The organism is Arthrobacter sp. JUb115 (genome assembly GCF_004365035.1).
In the GTDB taxonomy this organism is placed as follows: Bacteria; Actinomycetota; Actinomycetes; order Actinomycetales; family Micrococcaceae; genus Glutamicibacter.
This window is the reverse complement of the sequence record NZ_SOBS01000006.1, coordinates 1-23,466: the sequence shown is the minus strand read 5'-3', so window position 1 is coordinate 23,466 and position 23,466 is coordinate 1. Positions and strand designations below refer to the sequence as shown.

The 23,466-nt window shown below is 56.2% G+C and carries 22 protein-coding genes and 2 tRNA genes; 11 read left to right on the top strand and 13 right to left on the bottom strand.

Annotated features, from left to right (window positions below; translation table 11 throughout):
* Positions 1-4 precede the first annotated feature (4 nt).
* The 6 genes from EDF61_RS11515 to EDF61_RS11490 form a co-directional block, all read right to left on the bottom strand.
* Complete coding sequence (locus tag EDF61_RS11515) at positions 5-1,168, bottom strand: thiolase family protein (RefSeq protein ID WP_133834192.1); 1,164 nt, start codon at positions 1,166-1,168, stop codon at positions 5-7.
* Positions 1,165-2,604: a class I adenylate-forming enzyme family protein gene (locus EDF61_RS11510; RefSeq protein ID WP_133834191.1), complete on the bottom strand. Its 1,440-nt coding sequence runs from the start codon at positions 2,602-2,604 to the stop codon at positions 1,165-1,167. Before EDF61_RS11510 ends, EDF61_RS11515 begins: the two co-directional genes overlap by 4 nt.
* A gap of 4 nt (positions 2,605-2,608) precedes the next feature.
* The gene (locus tag EDF61_RS11505; RefSeq protein WP_133834190.1) at positions 2,609-3,190 is read right to left on the bottom strand and encodes a biotin transporter BioY; all 582 of its coding nucleotides are present in this window, start codon (positions 3,188-3,190) and stop codon (positions 2,609-2,611) included.
* Positions 3,191-3,235: 45 nt separating this feature from the next.
* Entirely contained in the window at positions 3,236-3,841 is a 606-nt protein-coding gene (locus tag EDF61_RS11500) for an energy-coupling factor transporter transmembrane component T family protein (protein ID WP_166650789.1), read from the bottom strand.
* Positions 3,838-4,458 carry an energy-coupling factor ABC transporter ATP-binding protein gene (locus tag EDF61_RS11495; RefSeq protein ID WP_286172235.1) on the bottom strand — a complete coding sequence of 207 codons (621 nt, stop codon included), beginning with the start codon at positions 4,456-4,458 and terminating at the stop codon, positions 3,838-3,840. The genes EDF61_RS11500 and EDF61_RS11495 overlap by 4 nt, the downstream gene beginning before the upstream one ends.
* A gap of 217 nt (positions 4,459-4,675) precedes the next feature.
* Entirely contained in the window at positions 4,676-5,392 is a 717-nt protein-coding gene (locus EDF61_RS11490; RefSeq protein ID WP_105661450.1) for a LysE family translocator, read from the bottom strand.
* Between the two features lie 154 nt (positions 5,393-5,546).
* On the opposite strand from EDF61_RS11490, the gene EDF61_RS11485 reads away from it, so the two are divergent.
* Positions 5,547-5,993 (top strand): Lrp/AsnC family transcriptional regulator, encoded by a 447-nt coding sequence (locus EDF61_RS11485; RefSeq protein ID WP_105659214.1) that lies wholly within the window; start codon positions 5,547-5,549, stop codon positions 5,991-5,993.
* Here the strand turns inward: EDF61_RS11485 and EDF61_RS11480 are convergent.
* Positions 5,990-7,207: an MFS transporter gene (locus EDF61_RS11480; RefSeq protein WP_105659215.1), complete on the bottom strand. Its 1,218-nt coding sequence runs from the start codon at positions 7,205-7,207 to the stop codon at positions 5,990-5,992. The genes EDF61_RS11485 and EDF61_RS11480 overlap by 4 nt on opposite strands.
* 293 nt (positions 7,208-7,500) lie before the next feature.
* Between EDF61_RS11480 and EDF61_RS11475 the strand changes: the two genes are divergently transcribed.
* Complete coding sequence (locus EDF61_RS11475) at positions 7,501-9,213, top strand: FAD-binding dehydrogenase (RefSeq protein WP_286172234.1); 1,713 nt, start codon at positions 7,501-7,503, stop codon at positions 9,211-9,213.
* A gap of 80 nt (positions 9,214-9,293) precedes the next feature.
* Here the strand turns inward: EDF61_RS11475 and EDF61_RS11470 are convergent.
* A tRNA-Arg gene (locus EDF61_RS11470) sits at positions 9,294-9,367 on the bottom strand.
* A 126-nt stretch (positions 9,368-9,493) separates the two neighbouring features.
* Between EDF61_RS11470 and EDF61_RS11465 the strand changes: the two genes are divergently transcribed.
* The 3 genes from EDF61_RS11465 (at position 9,494) to ettA (ending at position 12,706) form a co-directional block, all read left to right on the top strand.
* Positions 9,494-10,369, top strand: a complete 876-nt coding sequence (locus EDF61_RS11465) for a CPBP family intramembrane glutamic endopeptidase (RefSeq protein ID WP_133834188.1) — start codon at positions 9,494-9,496, stop codon at positions 10,367-10,369.
* Positions 10,370-10,460: 91 nt separating this feature from the next.
* The gene (locus EDF61_RS11460; protein WP_105659229.1) at positions 10,461-10,910 is read left to right on the top strand and encodes a single-stranded DNA-binding protein; all 450 of its coding nucleotides are present in this window, start codon (positions 10,461-10,463) and stop codon (positions 10,908-10,910) included.
* A gap of 113 nt (positions 10,911-11,023) precedes the next feature.
* Complete coding sequence (ettA, locus tag EDF61_RS11455; protein ID WP_105661447.1) at positions 11,024-12,706, top strand: energy-dependent translational throttle protein EttA; 1,683 nt, start codon at positions 11,024-11,026, stop codon at positions 12,704-12,706.
* A 68-nt stretch (positions 12,707-12,774) separates the two neighbouring features.
* Here the strand turns inward: ettA and EDF61_RS11450 are convergent, their stop codons facing one another.
* The gene (locus tag EDF61_RS11450) at positions 12,775-13,281 is read right to left on the bottom strand and encodes a flavin reductase family protein (RefSeq protein ID WP_166650788.1); all 507 of its coding nucleotides are present in this window, start codon (positions 13,279-13,281) and stop codon (positions 12,775-12,777) included.
* 132 nt (positions 13,282-13,413) lie between these two features.
* Between EDF61_RS11450 and soxR the strand changes: the two genes are divergently transcribed.
* Positions 13,414-13,920: a redox-sensitive transcriptional activator SoxR gene (gene soxR / locus EDF61_RS11445; protein ID WP_105659195.1), complete on the top strand. Its 507-nt coding sequence runs from the start codon at positions 13,414-13,416 to the stop codon at positions 13,918-13,920.
* Positions 13,921-14,029: 109 nt separating this feature from the next.
* Entirely contained in the window at positions 14,030-15,766 is a 1,737-nt protein-coding gene (locus EDF61_RS11440) for an MOSC domain-containing protein (RefSeq protein ID WP_133834186.1), read from the top strand.
* A 31-nt stretch (positions 15,767-15,797) separates the two neighbouring features.
* On the opposite strand, the gene EDF61_RS11435 is transcribed toward EDF61_RS11440, so the two are convergent.
* Complete coding sequence (locus EDF61_RS11435; protein WP_105659197.1) at positions 15,798-16,691, bottom strand: acyl-CoA thioesterase; 894 nt, start codon at positions 16,689-16,691, stop codon at positions 15,798-15,800.
* 173 nt (positions 16,692-16,864) lie between these two features.
* Here EDF61_RS11435 and EDF61_RS11430 point away from each other — a divergent pair, with 173 nt between their 5' ends.
* The gene (locus EDF61_RS11430; RefSeq protein ID WP_133834185.1) at positions 16,865-17,524 is read left to right on the top strand and encodes a DUF8185 domain-containing protein; all 660 of its coding nucleotides are present in this window, start codon (positions 16,865-16,867) and stop codon (positions 17,522-17,524) included.
* Between the two features lie 56 nt (positions 17,525-17,580).
* Here the strand turns inward: EDF61_RS11430 and EDF61_RS11425 are convergent, their stop codons facing one another.
* The 3 genes from EDF61_RS11425 to pepN all read right to left on the bottom strand — a co-directional run bounded on the left by EDF61_RS11425 (position 17,581) and on the right by pepN (position 21,225).
* Positions 17,581-18,099: a globin gene (locus EDF61_RS11425; protein ID WP_133834184.1), complete on the bottom strand. Its 519-nt coding sequence runs from the start codon at positions 18,097-18,099 to the stop codon at positions 17,581-17,583.
* A gap of 12 nt (positions 18,100-18,111) precedes the next feature.
* The gene (locus EDF61_RS11420) at positions 18,112-18,588 is read right to left on the bottom strand and encodes an OsmC family protein (protein ID WP_133834183.1); all 477 of its coding nucleotides are present in this window, start codon (positions 18,586-18,588) and stop codon (positions 18,112-18,114) included.
* 81 nt (positions 18,589-18,669) lie between these two features.
* Positions 18,670-21,225 (bottom strand): aminopeptidase N, encoded by a 2,556-nt coding sequence (pepN, locus tag EDF61_RS11415; RefSeq protein ID WP_105659201.1) that lies wholly within the window; start codon positions 21,223-21,225, stop codon positions 18,670-18,672.
* A gap of 289 nt (positions 21,226-21,514) precedes the next feature.
* Between pepN and EDF61_RS11410 the strand changes: the two genes are divergently transcribed.
* From EDF61_RS11410 to EDF61_RS11400, 3 genes are all read left to right on the top strand, one after another.
* A complete protein-coding gene (locus EDF61_RS11410; RefSeq protein WP_105659202.1) occupies positions 21,515-21,988 on the top strand; it encodes a ribose-5-phosphate isomerase in 474 nt (157 codons plus the stop codon).
* Between the two features lie 2 nt (positions 21,989-21,990).
* Positions 21,991-22,959 carry an Fpg/Nei family DNA glycosylase gene (locus EDF61_RS11405; RefSeq protein WP_105659203.1) on the top strand — a complete coding sequence of 323 codons (969 nt, stop codon included), beginning with the start codon at positions 21,991-21,993 and terminating at the stop codon, positions 22,957-22,959.
* Between the two features lie 186 nt (positions 22,960-23,145).
* Positions 23,146-23,219, top strand: a tRNA-Gly gene (locus EDF61_RS11400).
* The last annotated feature ends 247 nt before the right edge of the window (positions 23,220-23,466 follow it).

Sequence of the window (23,466 nt, the reverse complement as noted above, 5' to 3'; positions counted from 1 at the left end):
GGGCTCAATGCGGTACTGACTCGAAAGCAACCGCGCTTCCGGTGCCACCCGCGGCGGCCATGAGCGCGATCGCCCTTTGCCCAGGTATCCGAGCCTGGTTGGCCTGCCAGAACAGCCGAGTCGCAAGAATCGCGCCGCTAGCACCGTAGGGGTGTCCCAACGCCAAGGCCCCGCCACCTTGGTTCACCGTCACCTCGGTGATCCCTAGCTCATCGAGGCATGCCAGGGCCTGGACCGCAAAGGCTTCGTTGAACTCGATCAGTGGAGTGCTGGAAGCAGCAGCGGATGGCAGCAGGCCGATGAGCTTGCGGTACGCCGGTACCGCCGCCATGCCGAGAATGCTGGGATCGCAAGCACCTGAAGCAGAAGCAAGGTAGCGCATTGCGAAGGTTGGGTTCAGTCTCTGGCGCATTTGTTCGCTCACCAAGATTACCGCAGCTGCACCATCGTTAATCGGGCAGGAGTTTCCCGCAGTCACGGTGCCACCGGGTACGAATACCGGCTTGAGCGCAGCGAGCTTGCGAAGTGTCAGTCCGGGCCTGGGGCAGGTGTCGGCCGCTACTTGCCCGTTGCTTGTATCCACGGTGACAAGCTCGCGATCAAAGAGTCCAGCCGCTTGAGCGCGCAGCGCACGCTGGTGGCTCTGCAATGCGAAAGAATCTTGCCGCTCTTGTGCAATGCCGTAGGACTGGGCAATATTCTCCGCAGCTTCGCCCATTTCGGGGTCCGGGTCTCGCTCTGGAGTGAATCGGGCACGCGAGTAGAGGCGCGGAGGCTGGATTACGGAGGTTTGCTTTTCAACCCGCCATGGCGCGGTACTCACCGACTCCACGCCACCGGCCACCACGACATGCGCTTCACCGCAACGTATCATCCGCGCAGCGGCGGCAATTGCGTCCAGTCCACTGGCGCATTGGGCATCGATGCTGGTCGCGCTGACGGTCTTGGGCAGCACCGACGCCAAAGCAGACACTCGCGCTATATTTCCGCCCGGTCCCGCCGCATTGCCGGCAAATACGTGGTCTACATCCGCAGGGGAGATGCCGCTTCGATCTATTAGCGCGTTGATCACCCGAGCCAGCAGTTGGTCTGCGGTAATGCGGGAATACTCCTTGCCTGCTCTAACGATGGGCGTGCGTGCTGCATTGATAATGAAGGCGTCATTCATCTGAGCCAGTCGCTCCGTTCAATGTTCAGATCCTGGAAGTCCAAAGCCGAGGCATTCAATTTTCCGCTGAAGGTCTCGGGCCACGATCGCAAGTAGATGATTTGGTGCGGGATCTTGTACTGGGGCAAATGCTTCTGCAGGCCGGTGAGAAGAGCGGACGGATTGCGGGGTGGCGAAACCGTGTAGGCCAGCAACCTGGCTGGTGCGCTCGATGCATCGATCCGCACTACGGCATTGGCCAGCCCCTCGGCATTAAGCGCTGCGCCCACTTCGCCCGGGTGGATATTGTTTCCGTTGAGATTCATCATCCCGTCGTTGCGACGGGACAGGACGATGCGATTTGAACCCAGGAGCTTCGCCTGATCACCAATGCCGATTGCTGTGCCGCACCGAGCGATGACAGAGTCCGAGCTAAGGTCGTACCCCTTGGCGTTGAACGGGCTATCGATATAGAGCGAGCCAAAGCCTGAACCCGGCGTTGCCTCATGGGTGTGAGCCTGCACCCCGGGAAACAGCTGACCGTCGAAATAGGGAGTTCGCGGATGGTTGGCCAGTCGCTCGCGATACGCGATGAGGCTGTGCTCGCTGCTCCCGAAATATTCAACGCAGCGCGCCGAGGGAGCCATCTGGTGAAGAGTTTGCATGGTCTCCTGGTCCAGGGATTCCCCTCCGCTGATGACCAATCGCAGGCTGGAGAACCGTGCCGGGTCATCCAGGGCCAGCACCTTGGCTAGAATTGTCGGTACGCTGACGATACGGGTGCAGCTGAGGCGCGCCAGCAATGATGCAACGCCCTTTTGATCCCATTTTCCGGAAGCCACGAAGGTGCCGCCAGTATGCAGGGACTCGACCATCGCGTAGAGGCCCAGACCGTGGGAAATGGGACTCGGGCAAAGAGTGGAATCATCTGGCGAAGCGCCCAAAATCGTGGCGCCGGCACTCAGGGACGCTTCCCACGATGCAGCACTCCGGAGCACAGCCTTGGGACGCGATGAGCTTCCAGAAGTACAAATGATCAGCAGGTCTTCAGCGCAATGAGTCTTGGTCGCGGGCGCAATGTATTCACCGGGCTCGGGTGGCTCGGGCGGCAAGGCGAATCTTGGGACGCCGGGCAAAGGCCGCGGAACCGTCGATTCAAGCACGAAATCGCATTGAAGAGCGGTTGCCATGGAAGTGGCCAGATTTCCGGGCCAAGCAGGGTCAATCACCACCAATGTCTTGCCACTGCGCGCGATCGCATAAAAAGCGATGGCCATCTCAATCGGATCGCTGGTGTGCACAGCGATCCGATTGCCTGGAACGGATTCTAGCCGCTTGGCCAGAGCACCGCTTCTGCTGGCCAACTGCGCATAAGTCAGCCGGCTTTCAACCGTGAGCAGGGCAAGATGATCCGGTCGTTGATTGGCCCACCTTGCCAGTGCCTGCCACAGTTCCATCGAGCTACTTCATCAACCCGCGGTAGCTACGGTGCACGGTCAGGGCCACCAGGGTGGCGACTACGGCTTTGAGGACGTCCCCGGGCAGGAATCCGAGAGACCCCAGCAAGGATGTGCCCAGATCAAGCCCGGTAACAGCAGCGGTCCACGGAACGCCAAACAGATAGATGACGACGATTCCGCCAACGAGAGCCGAGGCCAGTCCGGACATGAATCGGGCGACCTTGTTTTCGTTGCGCAGAACCCAGTATTTGAAGAGGGCTCCAATAACGAGTGACCCGAAAATCCATCCAATGAGATATCCGCCGGTCGGCCCGAACAGGACTCCAAGCCCACCACGCCCACCAGCCAACAAGGGCAGCCCTGCCAAAGACAGGACTACGACAACCAGTGAGGCCAATGAACCTCGCCAAGGTCCCAATAAGGCGCCGGCCAGCATGACACCCAGGGTTTGCAGGGTAATGGGTACCGGGATGATCCCCAATGTAATAGGGGGAAGGAGCCCCATGGCCGCGATCATGGCGGCAAAGACTGCGACGTATACCGTATTGTGAGTTTGCAAAGTTGAGTCGGTGCGAGTTGGCATTGTGTTTCCTTGGAAGTGCGAGCGAGATGGAAGTAGCTGACGCGCTTAGCGTCGGTAAGGTGCTGAATCGTAGCCGCGGGCGTCTAACGCTTCGGCTGTCTCGTCAGCGATTTTTAGTGATCTGATAACTAATGGGACACTCACGGCCAACGGATTGTTGCCCAGACCCCGAGCATGCTGGGCTTCGCGGACTTCGAGGTATACCTTTTTCAATTCCGGAATGAACCGTATTGTCATGGACAATCCCAATGCGATTTGCGCTGGATTAGCTCCAAGGAATCGTAATGGAGAGGCAACCTGTTGGAAGAGCTCGAGCATCGCGTCAAAGCTTGTGGTGAGGCTGACGGCGTAGGCCATCAGGCACATGGTCAGCAGCCGCAGGACCGAGACCACGGCGTTGGCCCAATCGGTTTGCAGGGCGAGAAGAATGAAGACGATGCCGAGAATCATGGCCAATGAGAACAGTGGCATGCGCAGTTGCTTGAGGTCGACCCTAGCCGAAAGCAGCAGTATCGCACTGAGAATGAACAGGGGCAGCAAGACCTGCCACGAGCTAATCAAGTAAAGCCCGATGCTCAGAACCAGCAATGTTCCGAATTTCCATCCCGGCTTAACACGCGCTAGATACGAAGTATTCTTGGCCGCGATCATGCGTGGCTCCATTGGCGGTAATGGGCGATTGCTTCTTCCGGTCGGCCATCGAATGCGATAGCTCCGTCGGTGACCACGAGAACGCGGTCGAAATCTTCAAGTATTTCCAAATCGTGCGTCACCACAATTGCACGTTGCGCCAGCTTGGCTATTTCGCGTTGGAACGCGAGTCGATTGCGCAGATCCAGCATCGTAGTGGGTTCATCGAAAACAATGGTTCGAGGCCGCATGGCAAGGACGGAAGCGAGTGCGACCATTTGCTGCTCGCCGCCGGAAAGAGTGTGGCTTTCGCGATCTGCCAGATGCGAGATGTTGAGCTCTGCCAGTGTCTCATGCACGCGCAATTGGCGCTCTGCTTTGGGAATTTGCAAATTCTTCAGTCCGAACGCAATGTCTTCAGAGACCAGCGGCATGATGATTTGATTTGCTGGATTCTGGAAGACAAAACCAACATCGCGGCGGATCTGCTTTGCATGATTCCGAGTGTTCAGGTCGCCAACGTGCACGGATCCTTCAGTAGGCAAAACGAGGCCATTGATGAGCCGGGAGAGCGTACTCTTCCCAGCACCGTTTGCCCCGATAATGCCGATGCGCTGTTCGTTGAGAGTCAATCGCACATCTTTGAGGACATCGCGCTCTTCAAAGCGGACAGTGACATTCTCAAATCGAATTGGGGGTAGTTCCACGAGTGCTCCAGCGCAAGGTTCGTAGCTTGAACGGCGGGCTCCATGATCGGACAGCCATTCATGCTTGCGTTACAGATGACCGAAGAGCCATCGATTAAGAGCATACTTGATCACCGTTCAATTGTCTTGATCAGTGTTCAATAAATTCTTATGCAACGAAGAATTGTTCGTAGACCAAGCCCAGGGCCAAGAGGATCATTATGGTTCCGGAGCACATGGTTACGATGCGTGCCGCCATGGGCCGGGAGCGAAGCAGCACCCTGGCAGCCAATGCAACGGAGAAGTACACGAGGATCGATACCGCGAAATGAGTAAGCCCAAGAGCGCCGGTTTGCAGGGAGAGCGGAAGATCCAGGGATGAATCCAGGTACTGCGGGATGAGGGCCACATACAGCAGTAGTGCCTTGGGGTTAGTGCCGCTGGTGAGCAGGCCCTTGAGGAATTGGCCGCGTAGCGATCGATGACGGACCTTGTCCAACAGCGCGACGGTGCTATCGGTAGGTTCGGGATTGCTCCGAGGGTAATCGCCATCGAGTGCTTCAATTTCGGAGGTAGATGGAGCATTGGCATCAAAGAACCTGGCGTTCCTGCAGGAACGCAGGGTCGCAATGCCTAGCCACAGCAGATAGACCGATCCGGCTGCCGTGAGCCAGAGGAGAAGTGACGGGGAACTCGCGACCAGGGCCGCAATTCCGCACACCAGCAATGCAGTATGAACCAGGTATCCCGAGAGCAATCCCCATACGGCTGGGCGATAGCTGGTTTTGCCCAGTGCAGAGGAAATGATGTACGCCCAGTCGGCGCCGGGCGTGCACGCCAACGTCACCGATACCAAGAGGAACCCGGTGAACTGCGAGAGATCCATTGCTTCTCCAAATCTAGAAACCTGTGCTCTGATAACAGTAAGGAAAAAATCGTGAAATGTGCTTGCCGATTCTTTGGGGATACCCGGCCCTTCGGCAAGAAAAAATTGCTCTGGCGTTAAATGGCGCAAATTATTTGTGCTGTAGTCTGATTTCATGGATGAACTAGACCGTGCGATCTTGGCCGAGTTGCAGAATGACGGACGGATGAGCGCTACCGCGGTAGCTGCAAAAGTTGGGCTATCGGTGGCTCCCTGCCATCGCCGGATCAAAGATCTTGAGCGCAGGGGAGTCATCAGCGGCTACCAAGCGGTGATTGACCCGGAGAAGGTTGGACTGGGATTCGAGGCCCTGGTTTTCGTCACGTTGAAAGACAGAGCGCAGCTTAAGCATTTTGAATTAGCAGTAGAGAGGGAAGAGCTAATAGTTGATGCGCAGCGCCTTTTCGGCGAGCCAGACTTCCTATTGCGAGTCTTTGCCAAGGATCTGCCGCATTACCAGCGTGTATACGACGAGGTCCTAGTTGATCTACCGGGCGTGGAAAAATTGACGAGCACCATAGTCATGCGAAACATCAAGGAGCGTGCGGTTCTGCCCGTCTAGGACGTCTTGTCGGACGGCTTCCGGTTGCGGGTTACCGCCGGCGTCAAGGACAACGAAATAATCAGAACTACCGCGCAAATCCATAAGGCCTGAGGCAACTTCAAGGTATCGACGACGAAACCAATAAATGGTGGACCGCCAAGCATTGCTCCATATCCAAACGCACTGACGATGCTCACCGCTTTTGGACCCAGGCGTTCTCCGCGGGAAGCAGCGATGCTCATGCCCAAGGGGAAGCCGAGCGAGCTACCGAGGCCCCACAATGCTGCACCGAGGCCTACTAGGGAGGGACTTGTGCCGGTGATGAACAAGCCGACGCCGAGAAGGCCGATAATTCCCATGATCAGGAGTGTATTTTTCGTGCCGAAGCGGTCCACAAGGCGACCGCCGACAAAGCGTCCCAGCGTCATTGCTGCGACGAACAAGGTGAACATGAGCGCGCCAATTTGATGCTTGAAACCGTGCCCGTCAACCGAAGTAACGGCAATCCAATCATTGGCCGCACCCTCGCTGAAACTTAAACCGGCGACCATTATGCCAAGCAGCAGCAAGAGTCCCATTTTGTGCGTTGATTGAATTCGGTTCTGGGGGACATCCTTGTTGATTGGAACCAAATTTTCGTTTTCCCAGCAGGTAATACCTCGATGGGCAACGTAAGCGAGAAGAAGAATGATGACCGCGACAAACGAGAAGTGCCAAAGGCTCGAGATATTCAAGGAAATGGTTGCTGTTGCCACCCCGGCGCCAATTAGGGTTCCCAGGCTGAAGAACCCATGAAGGGAAGGCATGATGCTGCGGCCGACACGACGTTCAACCTGTGCGCCGCTGACGTTCATCATGATGTCCAAACAGCCAAAAGTAAGCCCGTAAAAGAACAGGGCTACGTAGGCAAGAGTGGCTTCCTCGGTTATCGAAATGGCTATGCCCAGTACGACCAAACATGCTGCTAATCCGATGGGCAAACAGCACAACAGGCGGCGTGTTGGAACGAATTTGCTCACCGACGGAATAAGGGAGATTCCGAGCAAAGTTCCGATGGTGCTGCAAATCAAGAACGATCCGAGGTTCAAGCCAGAGAAATCGAAAACAGCGTCGATAATGGAGAGGCGGCCTGCCCAAGTCGCAAAAGATAATCCTGCAAGAAGGAATATTAGATTGATGCTGGTGCGTTCCGTGATTCTCTGTCGCGCGAGGTGGGCGACCAGTTGGGTCATCGGGCACTGTCCCTTTCGATTTCTACAATTCCTAGAGTTTATCTCAAATTAGGGGGATAAGTTACTGTTCAGTCGGGATTCTGAGTGATTATGCGCCGCTGCACGGCTCACGATCATGACATTCACAGATTCGACGGCCGGACCAGGAAGAGAAACGGTGGTGAAGAACGAAAGTTCTCGCTAGTCAGCAGATTTCTTTGCGGAAAATACGGGTATGGTGGCATTGCCCACCGGGAAGTACGCTCGAGATGAAAACTCGTAAATTTCTTGCGTGCAGAGGTGGGATCGTGAAGTTGAGTTCCGAACAATGCGGAGTGATCATCGTGGGTGCTGGATTGGCCGGGCTGGTTGCAGCGTCCGAGGCACTTGATGCAGGACTGAGAGTCCGAATCCTGGATCAGGAAAACAGGGGTAATCTCGGCGGCCAGGCTTACTGGTCTTTTGGGGGACTGTTTCTCGTTGATACTCCTGAACAGCGCCGCTTGGGAGTTCGTGATTCTTTTGACCTTGCCTGGTCGGATTGGCAGCATAGTGCACAATTTGACCGGTTGGACGATGAGGACCTGTGGGCGCAACGTTGGGCCAAAGCCTACGTGGAGTTCGCAGCTACTGAAAAACGGTCCTGGATCAAGCAAAAAGGCATAGATCTGACTCCAGTTGTGGGCTGGGCAGAGCGCGGCGATGGTCGCGCCGAAGGGCATGGGAATTCTGTACCCAGATTTCACATCGCCTGGGGAACTGGCACCGGGGTATCGATGCCATTTGTGAATAGGGTGCTCGACGGACTGCAAACGGGACATGCCGAGTTGCTCAACCGCCACAGGGTTACTGGATTGGTGACCACTGACGGTTCAGTTACCGGCGTTCGCGGTGAGGTCTTGTCGCCTGATGACGCTCCACGCGGGCAACAGTCGTCAAGAAACGTGGTTTCGGAGTTCGAGTTTTCGGCTGAAGCAGTGGTGATTGCAACCGGGGGAATAGGCGGAAATCAGGACCTGGTTCGGAAACTCTGGCCCGACAGGCTCGGCATCGCGCCGGGGCGCATGATTACCGGCGTTCCGAATTATGTTGACGGCAGCGGCATTGAACTCTCGCAGGATGTGGGGGCGCGTCTTGTTAACCGCGATCGAATGTGGCATTACACAGAGGGAATCCAGAATTGGAACCCAATTTGGCCCGCTCATGGAATTAGAATTTTGCCCGGTCCAAGCCCGATGTGGTTCGATGCCGAAGGGAACCGCCTTCGTCCTCCTTGCCTTCCGGGGCACGACACTTTGGGCACGTTGAAATACCTGCGCACCGATCCCACTGCGCGAAAGTACGACTATTCATGGTTCGTGCTAAATCAGCGAATTATCGAGAAGGAGTTTGCGCTGTCAGGGTCGGAGCAAAATCCAGATCTGACTAATCGGGATAAAGCCGGAGTTATCAAGGACCGGTTCTTTGGCAAGGGTGCTCCGGGGCCGGTCACGGATTTCTTGAACAAAGGTGCGGATTTCGTTTCAGCGACTACCGTCGAGGAGCTCGTGACGAAGATGAATGCAATCGCGCCGGAAGCACATATTGATCCGATGCGGCTTCACCAGCAACTAATGGTTCGTGATTCGCAAACTGAAAATCCATTTAGCAAAGATCGCCAAATTCAATCTATCCGCAATGCCCGAAAGTACATCGGAGACCGTTTGACCCGAGCAGTTGCTCCGCACAGGATACTCGATCCTGCGGCGGGGCCATTGATAGCTGTGAAGCTGCACATTCTGACGCGAAAGTCATTAGGCGGACTGCAGACAGACCTATCTGGGCGAGTCCTCAAATACGACGGAACAGTTCTTGACGGGCTTTATGCGGCCGGTGAAGCTTCTGGATTCGGGGGCGGCGGGATGCATGGGTACAACGCGCTGGAAGGAACTTTCTTGGGCGGGTGCTTATTTAGTGGCCGGCAAATAGGACGAGGGCTGGCTGACAGGCTCGGCCGGAAAGGGCCTCAAGCTAGAAATGAGGCCTAACACTGGTCAAATTCCTAGATCTGGATAGATGCGAAAACCGCCGTTCACTTGTATTACCAAGTGAACGGCGGTTTATTTCGTACCCCCGGCCGGATTCGAACCGGCGACCTAGAGATTAGAAGGCTCTTGCTCTATCCAGCTGAGCTACGGAGGCATAACCGAAAATAGTTTAGCTCATTGATCACCAAAAATACGACTTGAGGCCGATAGGCTGGAGAAACGAATGTAGATCATCATCTGATTAGGAGTAGTTAAGTTGCCGAAATTGAGAATCGGTAGCGTGTTGAGCATCGTGTGCTTCTGTGTGCTAAGCGTGGTTTTAGCTTGGGCCGTAGCGTTGCCGCTTTGGATGGGAGAAGGCATAAATGATGCCAAGCTTCCAGGAATCGCCATGGCAATGATGTTTACCCCGACCATCGCTGCTCTAGTGATTGCCATTGTCGAACGCCGGCTAACGAGCTTCACCTCCGAGGTTGGGCTCTGGCCAATCAAGCGTCCGGGGAAGTTTGCCATCGCACTGGTGCTGTCCTATGTGATTCCGCTCGGGCTCATACTTCAAGCGCCCTTCATCGGAACATGGCTAGGGGTCTTCCCTGGTGATCTGCAGAATTTCACCGTACTGCGCGTTGTCTCCGGCCAGGAAGGCCCGACAATCTACCTTCTCGGACAGGCGGGGTTGATAGTTGTCGCTGGCCTCATGAATTCCTTGTTTGCTTTAGGAGAGGAGATTGGTTGGCGGGGATGGCTTTGGATTCGCCTGCAGCCTTATGGGCAACTTGTATCAATTCTTGTATCCGGCGTCGTCTGGGGGATCTGGCATGCACCATTGGTGCTTCTGGGCTACAACTATCCGATGGCTACGGGCGCGTGGGGAGTCATGGCTATGTGCGGCATGTGTACCGTATTTGGCGCCTTCCTTGGCTGGTTGCGTACCTACAGTGATTCCGTATGGCCAGCGGCTTTGGCGCATGGAGCCTTCAACGCCAGCGTGGGATTGGTTTCACTGTTTATGGTGATGGGAGTTCCTTTGGACGCAACAAAAGCATCAATCATGGGTTGGTCCGGCTGGATCTTGCCAGGAATCGTCATAGCCGCCATGCTATTGAAAGGCGCATTCAAACCTCAATGGGCTAAAGATTTATCCACAGGCCGTTGACTTTGCGTCCGACCGGATCTTGCGGTGCGCCATCATCGGATTCAATGGCAGAAAAGGCTTCTGCCATTTGTATCCAATAGGAGGCAGTCCAATGAGCGATCTTGTGACAATCCGCGGAATTGTCGGAACGGAACCTCAACTCAGCATTACGCCCAAGGGCGTTTCTATCTTGAAATTCCGAGTAGCGACGCATGAGCGAAAACGCGATCTTGAAACAGGGCAGTGGGTCGACGGGCCGACCAATTGGTATGCGGTTTCGGCGTTCCGTGCCCTGGGAGAGAATTCCATGGAATCCCTGGGGCAAGGCGACCATGTAATGATTTTCGGAAAGTTGCAGATCCGAGAATTCGAACGAGCAGATGGCTCGCGAGGGAATAGCGCAGATATCGAGGCTTATTCAATTGGTCACGATCTGCGTTTTGGAACGAGTTCCTTCAACCGTGTACGGACAGATACCGGCGAAATGGAGCGTGTGCAGCACCCGTCACGTTCGTCCGACACTGAAGCGAGCTGGCAAAGCGAGGATGGGGAAGCGGCCTGAAGACGCGTGTTCTGGTGGTGTTTGAGGGTTTCGTGTGAATCCGGGCACCACCAACCCAAAATAGTGGTGTGTGGATTCGGAAATGACCCCCGCAACAGACTAGCCTTAAGAACATGGCGGAATTCATTTACACGATGACCAAGGCTCGCAAGGCCGTTGGCGACAAAGTCATCCTTGACAATGTCAGCATGTCGTTCTTCCCCGGTGCCAAAATTGGCGTCGTGGGACCCAACGGTGCTGGTAAGTCAACGATCCTAAAGATCATGGCGGGGATCGATACTCCCTCCAACGGTGAAGCGCGTCTTTCACCGGGCTACTCGGTAGGCATCCTGCTGCAGGAACCCCCACTGAATGAAGAAAAGACCGTCCTGGGCAACGTCCAGGAAGGTGTTGGCGAGATCTATGAAAAGATCACTCGCTTCAACGAAATCTCGGAAGAGATGGCACAGGACGGTGCCGACTTCGACACGCTCCTGGAAGAAATGGGCAAGCTGCAGGAAGCGATTGACGCTGCCGACGCTTGGGACATTGACAATCAGCTCGAACAGGCAATGGACGCGCTGCGCTGCCCACCAGGCGACGAGAAAGTTACCCACCTCTCCGGTGGTGAACGTCGACGTGTAGCACTGTGCAAGCTTCTCCTGCAGAAGCCGGACTTGCTGCTGCTCGATGAGCCTACTAACCACTTGGACGCAGAGTCCGTACTGTGGCTGGAACAGCACCTGGCATCTTACCCGGGCGCCGTGCTGGCCGTAACCCACGACCGCTACTTCCTGGACCATGTCGCCGAATGGATCTGTGAAGTTGACCGCGGTCGCCTGCACCCATACGAGGGCAACTACTCCACTTACCTGGAGAAGAAGCGCGAGCGCATGGAAGTTCAGGGCAAGAAAGACCAGAAGCTTGCTAAGCGTCTGGCAGAAGAACTCGAGTGGGTTCGTTCGAACGCCAAGGGCCGTCAGACTAAGTCGAAGGCTCGTCTGGCGCGCTACGAGGAAATGGCTGCGGAAGCCGAGCGCACCCGCAAGCTGGACTTCGAAGAAATCCAGATTCCGCCAGGCCCGCGCCTGGGCCAGCTGGTAATCGAAGCCGAAAACTTGAAGAAGGGATTCGGCGATCGTGTATTGATCGATGGTCTGTCCTTCTCGCTACCGCGCAACGGCATCGTGGGTGTCATTGGTCCCAACGGCGTCGGCAAGTCGACCCTGTTCAAGACCATCGTTGGCATGGAAGAGCTTGACGGTGGCACCCTGAAGGTCGGCGACACGGTCAAGATTTCCTATGTCGACCAGAATCGCGAAAATATCGACCCAGAGAAGTCGTTGTGGGAGGTCGTTTCTGACGGCCTCGATTACATCAACGTCGGTCAAGTTGAGATGCCATCGCGTGCCTACGTTTCGGCGTTCGGGTTCAAGGGCCCAGACCAGCAGAAGAAGGCAGGTGTTCTCTCCGGTGGTGAGCGCAACCGTCTGAACCTGGCACTGACCCTCAAGCAGGGTGGCAACCTGTTGCTGCTCGATGAGCCTACTAACGACTTGGACGTTGAAACCCTGTCGTCGTTGGAAAACGCGCTGCTTGAGTTCCCGGGTTGCGCTGTAGTGGTCTCCCACGACCGTTGGTTCCTGGACCGAGTCGCGACCCACATCTTGTCGTACGAGGGCACTGAGGAGAACCCATCGAACTGGTACTGGTTCGAAGGCAACTTCGACTCTTACGAGAGCAACAAGGTTGAACGATTGGGTGCCGACGCGGCTAAGCCGCACCGTGTTACCCACCGTCGCCTGACCCGCGACTAATCCACGGGCATGAAAATAGCCGCCACATTTGTGGCGGCTATTTTTATGCCGCAGGAGGCATCGTTCAATTAGCTCGTCGTCGAATCGGCACGCAATCCGGACAATTTCAGATACTCGCGATCCTGGTAAAGCAGGTGTTGCTGTTGCGCATGCCCGAAGAGTACCGCATGGACTTCAGCAGCAATCAGGCGGGAGCCTCCAACGCTGATGGAGGAGTGGATACTGGCGCGGAAAGCAACGGGAGCCTCGATGAAATGTGGCTCGCCGGTGGGCAAGACCCGGAAATGTTGATCGCTGGTAAATCGTGGGGCACCCGGGCGCGCGAAATTATTTGCCAGCTCGTGCTGGTCTTCGCCGAGCATATGGATCACGAAACTCGGTGCTGCTAGCACAGCGCCGGCAGCGCCGGATTCTTTGGCCAGCGAGAACGAAACGGCAACGGGATCAATGGAAAGTGAAGCGAGGGAAGAGATAGTTAAACCGTAGAATGCCCCGTCGACCGCTGCAGTAATCACTGCTACTCCAGCAGGATGGTGACGGAAGGCTGTACGGAATCCATCTGATAATTCGCTCACTGAGCCGCTCCTTTGCCTGGAGTTGGAATAAAACTCCAGTAACTGATGCAAAAGCCCGAGCTTTTGCCAACAACTTTGAATACTTCCACCCTAAGACCTCAAGTAAACTTGAGGTCAAGGAAAGGGGTGGTGATGCTTCACACAGCGGAATCTGGGGATTGCGAAAAAAATTTTCCCGGGCGTGAGCTGCTAAGCATCGGGCAGGTTAGCGAACGCACTGGTGTGGCCAGATCTGCACTGCATTATTACGAAGATATTGGGCTGATCGTTTCCATGCGGACAGCGGGGAATCAGCGACGCTATCCTCGCCACTTGCTGCGTCGTATCTCGTTGATCAGTGTCGGCAGTAAGTTGGGCATCCCACTCAGCGACATCAAGCGTGCTTTGGCACCAGTGCCGATGGGAAAAATCCCCGAGGAAAGAGACTGGCTTCGCGCGACAGAGGAATGGAAGAAAGTACTCGAAGCGAGGCGGCGTGCCATCGAGGAATTAGAAGATCGGCTTATGGGATGCATTGGATGCGGCTGCCTGTCGATGCAGGCCTGCAGCCTCCTGAATCCGGAAGACCAATTGGCGCGTGAAGGTGTGGGCGCGCGGCGATTGGAAGCACCCGCAGATGCCGGGGAGCAGTCCATGTAGCCGGAGGGGCAGAACATTACCTGTTTTGAAATTCCGATATCCTCTGGCGCCTTCGATTGGCGCCGCCTGGAACTCCCGTACTGAACTCGGCACTTACTAGAATGTAATCATGAAAATTGCTCAAATATATCGCTTTCCTGTTAAAGGGCTACCAGGCGAAGCAGTCAGTTCGGTCGCAGCCAAAAAGGGAAGCGGGCTAGAGGGCGATCGCTGTGTCGCCTTCGGAAACGGCACAATTGAGCACCAAGACGGGCAGTGGCAGAGCTGCCTAAGCTTCACTATTCTCAAGAACAACAAGAGCCTGCAAAAGTGGCAAGTTGAATCCAGTTTTCCACTTATCACCATGACCGCGCCAGCATCTACAGGTGCGGCACCATTGACCTTTGATGCCAGTAGCCATCATGGCAGGGATGCCGCCAGCGCCTATCTGTCGAATCACTTGCCGGCGCAGGGGCCAAAACCGCGAAGATTGGTGTCTGCACCGCAAGGAATGTTCGATTCGCGACTGTCGGGCATTTCGATTATTAACCCCAATACGGTTGCGGAGCTGTCGCGAGTATCCGGGGTGCACTTGGATCCCCGGCGGTATCGAGGCAACCTTGTGGTGGAAGGCCTGCCCGCATACTCGGAATATGGGCTTATTGGCAAAGTGCTGCGCATAGGCGAAACCCGTATTGCCATTACCAAATCAATCGCCCGTTGCTCAGCAACCTCGGTAAATCCGGATACTACCGAAGTCGATACCAACGGACCCCGTTTGCTGGCAACGCACTTTGGCCACGTTCACTGTGGCATTTATGGAACCGTTCTGGAATCCGGGGTCTTGGAGACTGGCGCCTCAATTGAAATAGAAAACGAAGCAACAGAAGCCGAAGAACTGGTTCCAGTGAAGATCTCTCCACGGTTCATGACCATACTTCGAAACGAGGACTTGGGCTCAGGAGTAGTCGAACTGCTGCTTCACGATCCTTACGGATGGATTAAGTCTGAGTATGAACCGGGCATGCATCTAAGGGTTCACTTGCCAGATCCGCTGTGGAGAAATTACACCATCACCTCGGTGAGCGACCGGGGCATTAGTATCGCCGTTCGCATCCAAGGTGAAGCTTCAGCGAAAATAGCACAGCTGCAGGAGGACGAGCAACTTCTTGTCTCAGGGCCGTACGGTGTGCTGACCTCGGCTAATGTACTAGGCTCCAGCACTGCCATCGTCAGCGCTGGAATTGGCATCACTCCTGCTTTGGGGCTGCTCGGGGATGCTGCAGCGGTGAATGGCAGCCAAGATCTGAGGTTCATCCATGTCGAACGTGGCGGAGCCAGTGCCTTGTACTGCCGGCTGGAACAGATGGCTGCCGGGCTGAAGGCGCCAATCAGCTTGGATCGCATCGACACCTCCGAGGGGCGGCCAGCGGCTGCTGCGATCGCAGCACGACTACGCGGTTGCAGCAGGGTGGTGGTGTGCGGGCCTGAACAGTTCACCAAGATGGTATTCGAGGCGTGCGAGCAAGCGGGAATTTCTGCTTCGCAGATTTACAGCGAAACCTTCGCATCACCAGCGACCGATCTGGAACGCCTTTTTGAGAACTATCCGCCCGCAGAAGTCTCTTGTCGTGGGAGCGAAAAGAATTTCACCTGGAGTGCGGAGAATGGAGTGTTGCTTGATGCGCTGGAAGAGCAAGGGCTTGAACCGGCTAGTCTTTGCCGCTCGGGTTCTTGCGGCGAATGCGCCGTTAGCCTGCTCAGGGGCAGGATTTCCTACCCGTTGGAGCCGAGCGCCCGCGTAGCACCGGGCCAGATCCTCGCCTGTATGGCCGTACCAGCAGGCGATATTGAACTGGACGCATGAACCACGCGGGCGGTGCGCTATCGATTGAGGGCTAGTGCCCCTCTGCGAACTCAGGCAGGCGGATCATGCCTTCCTGGGCGACGGTCGCGACGAGCTCGCCTGCCTTGTTGTAGAACTTTCCCGCACCAAGTCCGCGGGCCGACGAGGCCGATGGCGAATGAAGTACGTAGAGCAGCCATTCATCGACTCGGAAATCCCGGTGCCACCACATTGCGTGATCGAGGCTGGCGATGCTCAAGCCGCGATGTACCCATGGCACTCCATGGGCTCGCAGGGCAGGCTCAAGTAGCATGTAGTCGCTCGCGTAAGCCAAGGCAGCTCGGTGCAGGGCGGGCTCATTGGGCATTGCCGAGGTGGTGCGCAGCCAAACCGCACTATCGGCAAGCTTGGCCGAATTTCCTGGAAGGTAGATCGGTTCCGAAACATGCCGGACGTCGAAAGGCCGTTCGAAAGCCCATTCCTTTGCCACTGGATGGTCCAGGTGCCCCACGAGATCTGCGGTAGTCGGAAGCGACTCGGGATCCGGGATTCCGGCAGGCATTGGATCATGGTGTTCGAGGCCGTTTGCCGGTTCCTGGAATGAGGTGATCATTGACAGGATCGGTTCGCCATTTTGGTAGGCGTGCACTCGACGTGCGGAAAATGAGCGGCCATCGCGCAGGCGCTGTACGCCGAAAGTGATGTTCTGGTTCGGGTCTCCCGGACGCAGGAAGTAACCGTGCAGGGAATGGATCGCACGGGTCGCTTCAACTGTACGCGTGGCGGCCATGATCGATTGGGCCAGAACCTGCCCGCCAAAGACGCGAGGTCGAGTCTGCCCAGGGGTATGGCCGATGAAGATATCCTCATCCGTGCGCGCCTGGTCTTCTCCATCCAGATTCAACAGATCCAGCAGGATCTGGGTGGTGCCTAGGTCTTCGGTCACTGTGCGGGCTCCTTGGAATGCGATAGCGGAACAAAACCAAATTTAATGCTACTCGAAAGTAATATTTTCAGTTGAGATTCGGGCTCATAGGAAAACTATACGTTTCACGGAGCAGCATCACGCCATGAGCAAAGTCGCCACGCGTAGTTGCCGCTCCGTGAGACGATAAATATATGGCTAGTGATGCGGTGATTTTCGACGACAGTAATTCAGTAAGCGACTTAGCGAACTTTATTAGCCGGGCGAAAACAATTGAAGATGATGCGGCCCAATTCGTCGCTCGAAATACGGCCTTGGCTGTCTACGTACCTGTTTTGGTCCCTTCCGACCTCGGTCAAGGCGGCTATACCATCCTCGGAATGCGAGTTCATCGCTTGGCGCAGCCTGCAGATCTCAAGGCCAGCTATTCCTTGGCATCGATCCAGGATCGCCTTGCTCGCATGGGGGAGTCAACCGTCGACTTCGCGCTCCCACCGGTTGAAGAGAACCCTAAATGGGCTGGGATCTCCGTGCCGGTCTCAGGCTGGGAAGATGCAGGAGCCGTAGCGAACGACATGCTAACTTCCTCAGCTCAAAACGGCATCGACGCCGTCGCCCAAGCATTGCCGGAAAACCCGGGATTGCCTGTGCTTGTGCAGATACGGCAGCGAATTTGGGCTGCGGATGTGCCAGGAGAAGATTTGAAGATTCCTATGGGCTCCGCATTTGCCATGCATGCCTTGGGTTTCCTGGCGCCTGGCGGGCAAAGCCGAATATTCCGCAATGGCAGTTGGACTCGACTGAGTAACGAGCGAGGGCATGTCCTTGTCCGCAAAGCCTCTTTGCTCGGCTAAGCAGTAATAAGGATATGGACTAGAACTCGCCCGTGGCGGTTCTAGTCCATAAATTCTTAGAGCAGATTCCGGTGTTCATCCGGAGTGTTCAGCAACGAGTGGGCCGCACGCTCAAAGTAGTCCCGAAGGGTTTCGGCCTGCAGCATTGGCAGCTCTAGCTGGTCGATAGCCTTGTTCATATGGCCCAGCCAGACATCACGGTAGTGGCCGTTCACCGGGTAATTTGCATGACGCATGCGGAGCCGAGGGTGGCCACGATGCTCGGAGAACGTTGTCGGACCACCCCAGTATTGTTCCAGGAACAGCTGGAGGCGAACTTGGGCAGCCCGAAGCTCCTTCTCTGGATACATCCGACGGAAATCCTCGTCTTCGGCAACGGAACTGTAGAAATTCTTGGTCAGCTGAGCGAAAACCTCGCGACCTCCAACCTCTGCGTAGAAGGTACCGGGATAGTTGGCAACGTCGACCGGCGTTTCAGCGGCATCCAAGAATTCTTGGCTGGATCGGCCTAGAACCAGGGGATTGCTGAAGGGATCCTTTTTCGGGTCATGTGCAAGTGGCAGGTTTTCAGTCATTCGTAAAAATCCTCAGGAGGAGCTAGGGGATACCGGCTCGTGGAGAACCGGGAAGTTGACGGACCGGGCGATGAAGCAAACCTTGTTCGCCCGGGAGTGGAGCGAATCGGCAAGTTCTCGTTGGGATTCATCGGCAAGGTAAACGACGGGCCGCAAGATGGCTTGGGTGAATTCACCGCTGTTATCCCGATTGAGACGCAGTGTTCCAGAAGCATCGTCCGTATAGCCAGTGATATTCACGCCGTGGGTAACCGCTACATGCAGATACGAGAGCATGTGGCATTGGCTCAGGGCAGCAAGCAGGAGTTGTTCTGGATTCCAGCGATCGCGATCCCCATGGAATGTTGGATCCGCGGTGCCCGGCAAATCTGGCAAGCCCGATGCACGCAATACATGGTCCCGGCCGTAGCTGCGGTAGCTTTCCGTTCCGGTTCCACGATTGCCTGTCCATTCGAGCCCTACCCGATATTCATATTGCGAGAGGTCCATAGGTCTATTCTCCCACTTTTAACCGAAAGGTGGCGGCGGCTTCCGCATTGAGCAGAAGCCGCCGCCACCATACGAGCGACCCTAGATTTCTAGTGCCTCGGCGTCAGCCCGACGCGCAGCGAGAGCCCGGACCACGTCGGCACGCGATTCCACCAGCAGACGGCGCATCGCCGCGTGCTTGGATCCCAGGGATTCCAGGAATGCATCCGTCTGGTCCAAAGTTTCCTGCGAGACGTTGGAGCTGGGGTAGAAGCCGATCACAATCTGCTTGGCCATCTCATGCGAGTAGGATTCCCACGCGTTGACCAGCAGCCCGAAGTAGTCCTCGGCGTATCCGGAGATCAACGCGTTCTGGTGCACGTTGTTGAAACCGGAAATGACGGCGCTTTGCTGATCGTTGGACAAGGTAGCAGCGGTTGCCGCCCCGAATGCCTCTGCCTTTGCTTCTGCAGTTGGGCGGGAAGCTCGCGCGGTGTACCACGACGCCTTGCCCTTGGCCGTGTCGTCGCTGGCCAGAACTGCGTCGAGATCAGCATCGCTCAGGTAGCCGCCGGCACTCAGCGCGATTGCGAAGGACCAGCGCAAATCGGTGTCAACGGCCAGGCCTGGCAAGCTTGCCGAGCCGTCGAACAAGTTCCTGACGCGATCCAACTGGGCGGCGGCGCGCGAGCGGTGCGCGAAGGCCTTGACGAACTGCAGCTGCGCGTCGGAGCCTGCTTCAGCATTGGAAGCCAGCTGCCACAGCTGGTCGGCAGCCTGCACCGAAAGTTCTTCGCTGCGTTCTGCAGCAACAAAAAGATCCAGCGAGGTGTTCAGCTGGCGCAACAGCACCATGATCACCGTGGAATCCACCTCGTGGCCAATATTGTTCAGCAGCAACTGGACGTAGGTGCTTGCAGGGGCTTCGGCATCACGTACAGAGTCCCACGCGGCTGACCAAACAAGAGTGCGCGGCAGCGACTCCTGGAAGTCCTTCAGATGCTCGGTGGCAGTCGCCAAGGAAACTTCATCCAGGCGGATCTTCGCGTAGGTCAGGTCATCGTCATTGAGCAGAACCAAATCCGGGCGCTTCATGCCGGCCAGCGCGGGAACGAAGGTGAGCTCGCCATCGATATCAAGTTCTTCGCGGTGCACGCGCTGCAGCGTTCCGGCCTCATCGAGCGAGTAGAAGCCAACAGCAAGTCGGTGCTGGCGCAAAGTCGGGAACTGGGCAACGGCGGACTGGCGAATGGCAAAGGACGTAATAGCACCGTCATTGCCGGTTTCAATTTCGGCTTTGAGGGTGTTCACACCAGCGGTTTCCAGCCAGGATGCGCCCCAGCCGCTGAGATCGCGGCCGCTGGCGGCTTCCAGTTCCTTGAGCAGGTCTGGCAGCTCGGTGTTCTTCCAGGCATGCTTGGCGAAGTACTCGCGTACGCCAGCCATGAATTCTTCCTGGCCTACGAAAGCTACCAGCTGGCGCAGAACGCTGGCCCCCTTGGCATAGGTGATTCCATCGAAGTTGACCTCTACGTCTTCAAGGTCATTGATCTCCGCGACAATGGGGTGGGTGGAAGGCAACTGGTCCTGGCGGTAGGCCCAGTTCTTCTCCAACGTATTGAAGGTGGTCCAAGCGCTGGTGAACTCGGTGTTCTGCGCGGCCGCCAGAGTGGACATGAATTCTGCGAAGGACTCATTGAGCCACAGATCGTTCCACCACTTCATGGTGACCAGGTCACCGAACCACATGTGTGCCAGCTCATGCAGGATGGTGATCGCGCGGCGCTCAATCATGGCACCGGTTGGACGGGAACGGAAGATGTATTCCTCGAGGAAGGTCACCGCTCCAGCGTTTTCCATGGCGCCTGCGTTGAATTCGGGAACGAACAACTGATCGTACTTCTCGAATGGGTATGGGGTGCCGAAGTTCTTCTCGTAGAATTCGAAACCCTGACGGGTCACGGTGACGATGTTCTCGACGTCCAGGTACTGCATCATGGATGCGCGGGCGAAGACACCCAGCTCGATGGTGCGGCCGCTGGAGGAAACCAGCGAATCGCGGGCGACCTGGTAGGGGCCTGCGATCAGGGCAGTGATGTAGCACGAGATCCGCTGGGTTGGGGCAAAGGCCCAAGTTGCTGAATTCCCGTTTTCCTCTGGCGCAGGAGTCGGGGCGTTGGAAACAACGTTCCAGTATTTTGGCGCGGTGACCGAGAACTGGAAGGTGGCCTTCAAATCAGGCTGCTCGAAGACGGCGAACATGCGCCGGCAGTCCGCGACCTCGAACTGGGTGTACAAGTAGACTTCCTGGTCCACTGGGTCTACGAATCGATGCAGGCCTTCGCCGGTGTTCATGTACAGCGCGTCCGCGTCGATCACGAGTAGGTTTTCTGCGGCGAGGTTCGGCAACTGGATACGGATGCCATCTGAATGCTGCGCTGGGTCCAGCTCGACGCCATTGAGATTGATGGAGCGTACCGAGTCGGTGACTGCATCAATGAATGTCGAAGCGCCGGCGGTGGCGGAGAACCGCACCGTAGTCTTGGAAGTGAAGACGCGCTCACCGCGAGTAAGATCCAGGCTTACCTCATAGCTGTCAACGTTGAGCAGATTTGCGCGTTCGCTGGCCTCGGCGCGAGTGAGGTTCATTCCTGGCATGGGTTCTCCAATTCTTGGCGATGGCTATCCACCGGTGGAAGTTGTGAAATGAATATTGAATATCTGTCTATTGTGTCACCTTTGACCGGGCATTGCGCAAGTCATCGGGCCGAACAATTTACTCAATTTTCCAATAGCGTCCCGAAATTGCACGCTTTGGGACGCCTCGGAGACTTATTCGGTTCATACTCCGTGATGCGCAGCTGAGAAGTAGCCGGAGCGCGTGCCGCGGTCGCTATCCTAGATAGGAAAGTAAAAGAACCCTCCCTAGTAAATGAGGCAATCGACTATGCGCGTGCATATCGCTACTGACCATGCAGGACTTGAGCTCAGCGACTACCTGGTAAAGCACCTGACCGCCAAGGGCTACGAAATGGTCAACCACGGCCCGAAGTCCTATGACCCGGAGGATGATTACCCGGCATTCTGCATCAACGCGGCACAAGCTGTTGTTGATGACCAGCGCGCGGGCGTGGACGCACTGGGTATCGTCTTGGGCGGCTCCGGCAACGGCGAACAAATTGCTGCCAACAAGGTCGAAGGGATTCGCGCCGCACTGGCGTGGAACATGGATACCGCGAAATTGGCCCGTGAGCACAACAACGCCAACGTCATAGCCGTTGGCGGGCGCCAGCACTCAGTAGAAGAAGCTGCGGAACTTATCGAGGCCTTCCTCGCTGAACCATTTAGCGAAGCGGAGCGCCACGTACGCCGCATCGGCAAGATCGCCACGTATGAAACGACCGGCGAGGTCATCGACTAGTCGTGCCTGAAGGTCATTCCCTTCACCGACTTGCCCGCCAGTTCGACGATGTCTTTGGCGGGCAAACGGTCCTGGTTACTTCTCCGCAGGGCCGTTTCAGCTCCGATGCCGCGCGCATCGACGGCCATCAGCTGGAACAGGCCTTTGCCAAGGGCAAGCAGCTCTTCTGCCGCTTTTCCAACGATCTCTATCTGCGAGTGCATCTGGGGCTCTATGGCGCGTTCAATTTCGGGGGAGACAGCTACTTTACGGGTGCTTCCTCGATTGGCGCCCCTCGGAAGATTGGTGAAATCGAAGCCAGTGCCAGTACGGATGCTGAGAAGTACACCGGCCCGCCCGCACCGGTAGGAGCAGTTAGAGCGCGGATCGTTTCCGAACACGGCTGGGCTGATTTGCGCGGGCCAACTGCATGCGAGGTTCTGGAATACGAACAGGTCCAGATTCATCTGGATAAGCTCGGCCCGGATCCATTGATTGGGTCCGCAGTGCGTTTCAGGGCAGCCAAAGGCCAGGCTGATTTAGCGGACGCAGATATTCGGCTTGAAGCGGGCTTCAAGGAATTCCGGGCGAACCTGATGAAGACCAAGACAGCCATTGGCATCGTGCTCATGAACCAGGCGCTCATTTCTGGTGTCGGCAATATCTACCGAGCGGAAGCCCTATTCCGGAATCGAATCGCTCCGGAATTGCCGGCGAATGAACTTAGTGCTCAAAAGGCCAAATCACTTTGGTGGGACATCGTATCGGTAATGGAAGACGGCGTTCGCGATGGCAAGATCATCACTACCTTGCCCGAAGACCGCGACCCACAGGGCGTGGTTTGGCCCGATAACGCGTACTACGTTTATCAGCGGCAGGGAATGGGGTGCCGGAAATGTTCGGCGCAGATTTCCCTGGCCGAAATCGCGGCTCGCAAGCTGTACTGGTGCCCTCGTTGCCAGAAGCTTCCGCGCAAACATGTGAAGGCATAAGCTGCAGATTCGTCGATGGGACGAGCGGAGTTCTTTTCGTTCAGGCTCGTCGGCGTGTTTCGCTAACCATCACCGTACGGCAGTGATAAGGGAGAGGTGCCAAGTGAGACATGGAATCCCCGATTTGCAAAGCAAGAGTTTTATGGTCTAGACTGAATCTTGTTCGAAGCGCAGAAGCTTCGAAATGGGGATGTAGCTTAGTGGTAAAGCCTTAGTCTTCCAAACTAATGATGCGGGTTCGATTCCCGTCATCCCCTCCAAATGAAAAGGTCTCGCCGTGCGGGGCCTTTTCGCGTATCTGGACGAAGGCCGCTCTTTTCCTGGCCTCCTCTGCGTAGTGCAGCCATTTCGGGTCACTGCAGAAATGAGGCTCCGATAATGTTTGCGGGGCTATAGGCAATAAAGTGTGTCTGTGAAGTGCCCCCCAAAAGTTAGACATCTCAGCAGAAAGAGATCTAGCAATGGGAAACCCTGCAAGCAGACGTCTAGTAGACAAAGATAAACAAC

Excerpts from the sequence above, each read along its gene's own strand:
- EDF61_RS11515 (WP_133834192.1), bottom strand. The coding sequence starts at position 1,168 with ATGAATGACGCCTTCATTATCAATGCAGCACGCACGCCCATCGTTAGA.
- EDF61_RS11510 (WP_133834191.1), bottom strand. The coding sequence starts at position 2,604 with ATGGAACTGTGGCAGGCACTGGCAAGGTGGGCCAATCAACGACCGGAT.
- EDF61_RS11505 (WP_133834190.1), bottom strand. The coding sequence starts at position 3,190 with ATGCCAACTCGCACCGACTCAACTTTGCAAACTCACAATACGGTATAC.
- EDF61_RS11500 (WP_166650789.1), bottom strand. The coding sequence starts at position 3,841 with ATGATCGCGGCCAAGAATACTTCGTATCTAGCGCGTGTTAAGCCGGGA.
- EDF61_RS11490 (WP_105661450.1), bottom strand. The coding sequence starts at position 5,392 with ATGGATCTCTCGCAGTTCACCGGGTTCCTCTTGGTATCGGTGACGTTG.
- EDF61_RS11485 (WP_105659214.1), top strand. The coding sequence starts at position 5,547 with ATGGATGAACTAGACCGTGCGATCTTGGCCGAGTTGCAGAATGACGGA.
- EDF61_RS11480 (WP_105659215.1), bottom strand. The coding sequence starts at position 7,207 with ATGACCCAACTGGTCGCCCACCTCGCGCGACAGAGAATCACGGAACGC.
- EDF61_RS11460 (WP_105659229.1), top strand. The coding sequence starts at position 10,461 with ATGAGCGATCTTGTGACAATCCGCGGAATTGTCGGAACGGAACCTCAA.
- ettA (WP_105661447.1), top strand. The coding sequence starts at position 11,024 with ATGGCGGAATTCATTTACACGATGACCAAGGCTCGCAAGGCCGTTGGC.
- soxR (WP_105659195.1), top strand. The coding sequence starts at position 13,414 with ATGCTTCACACAGCGGAATCTGGGGATTGCGAAAAAAATTTTCCCGGG.
- EDF61_RS11440 (WP_133834186.1), top strand. The coding sequence starts at position 14,030 with ATGAAAATTGCTCAAATATATCGCTTTCCTGTTAAAGGGCTACCAGGC.
- EDF61_RS11430 (WP_133834185.1), top strand. The coding sequence starts at position 16,865 with ATGGCTAGTGATGCGGTGATTTTCGACGACAGTAATTCAGTAAGCGAC.
- EDF61_RS11425 (WP_133834184.1), bottom strand. The coding sequence starts at position 18,099 with ATGACTGAAAACCTGCCACTTGCACATGACCCGAAAAAGGATCCCTTC.
- EDF61_RS11420 (WP_133834183.1), bottom strand. The coding sequence starts at position 18,588 with ATGGACCTCTCGCAATATGAATATCGGGTAGGGCTCGAATGGACAGGC.
- pepN (WP_105659201.1), bottom strand. The coding sequence starts at position 21,225 with ATGCCAGGAATGAACCTCACTCGCGCCGAGGCCAGCGAACGCGCAAAT.
- EDF61_RS11410 (WP_105659202.1), top strand. The coding sequence starts at position 21,515 with ATGCGCGTGCATATCGCTACTGACCATGCAGGACTTGAGCTCAGCGAC.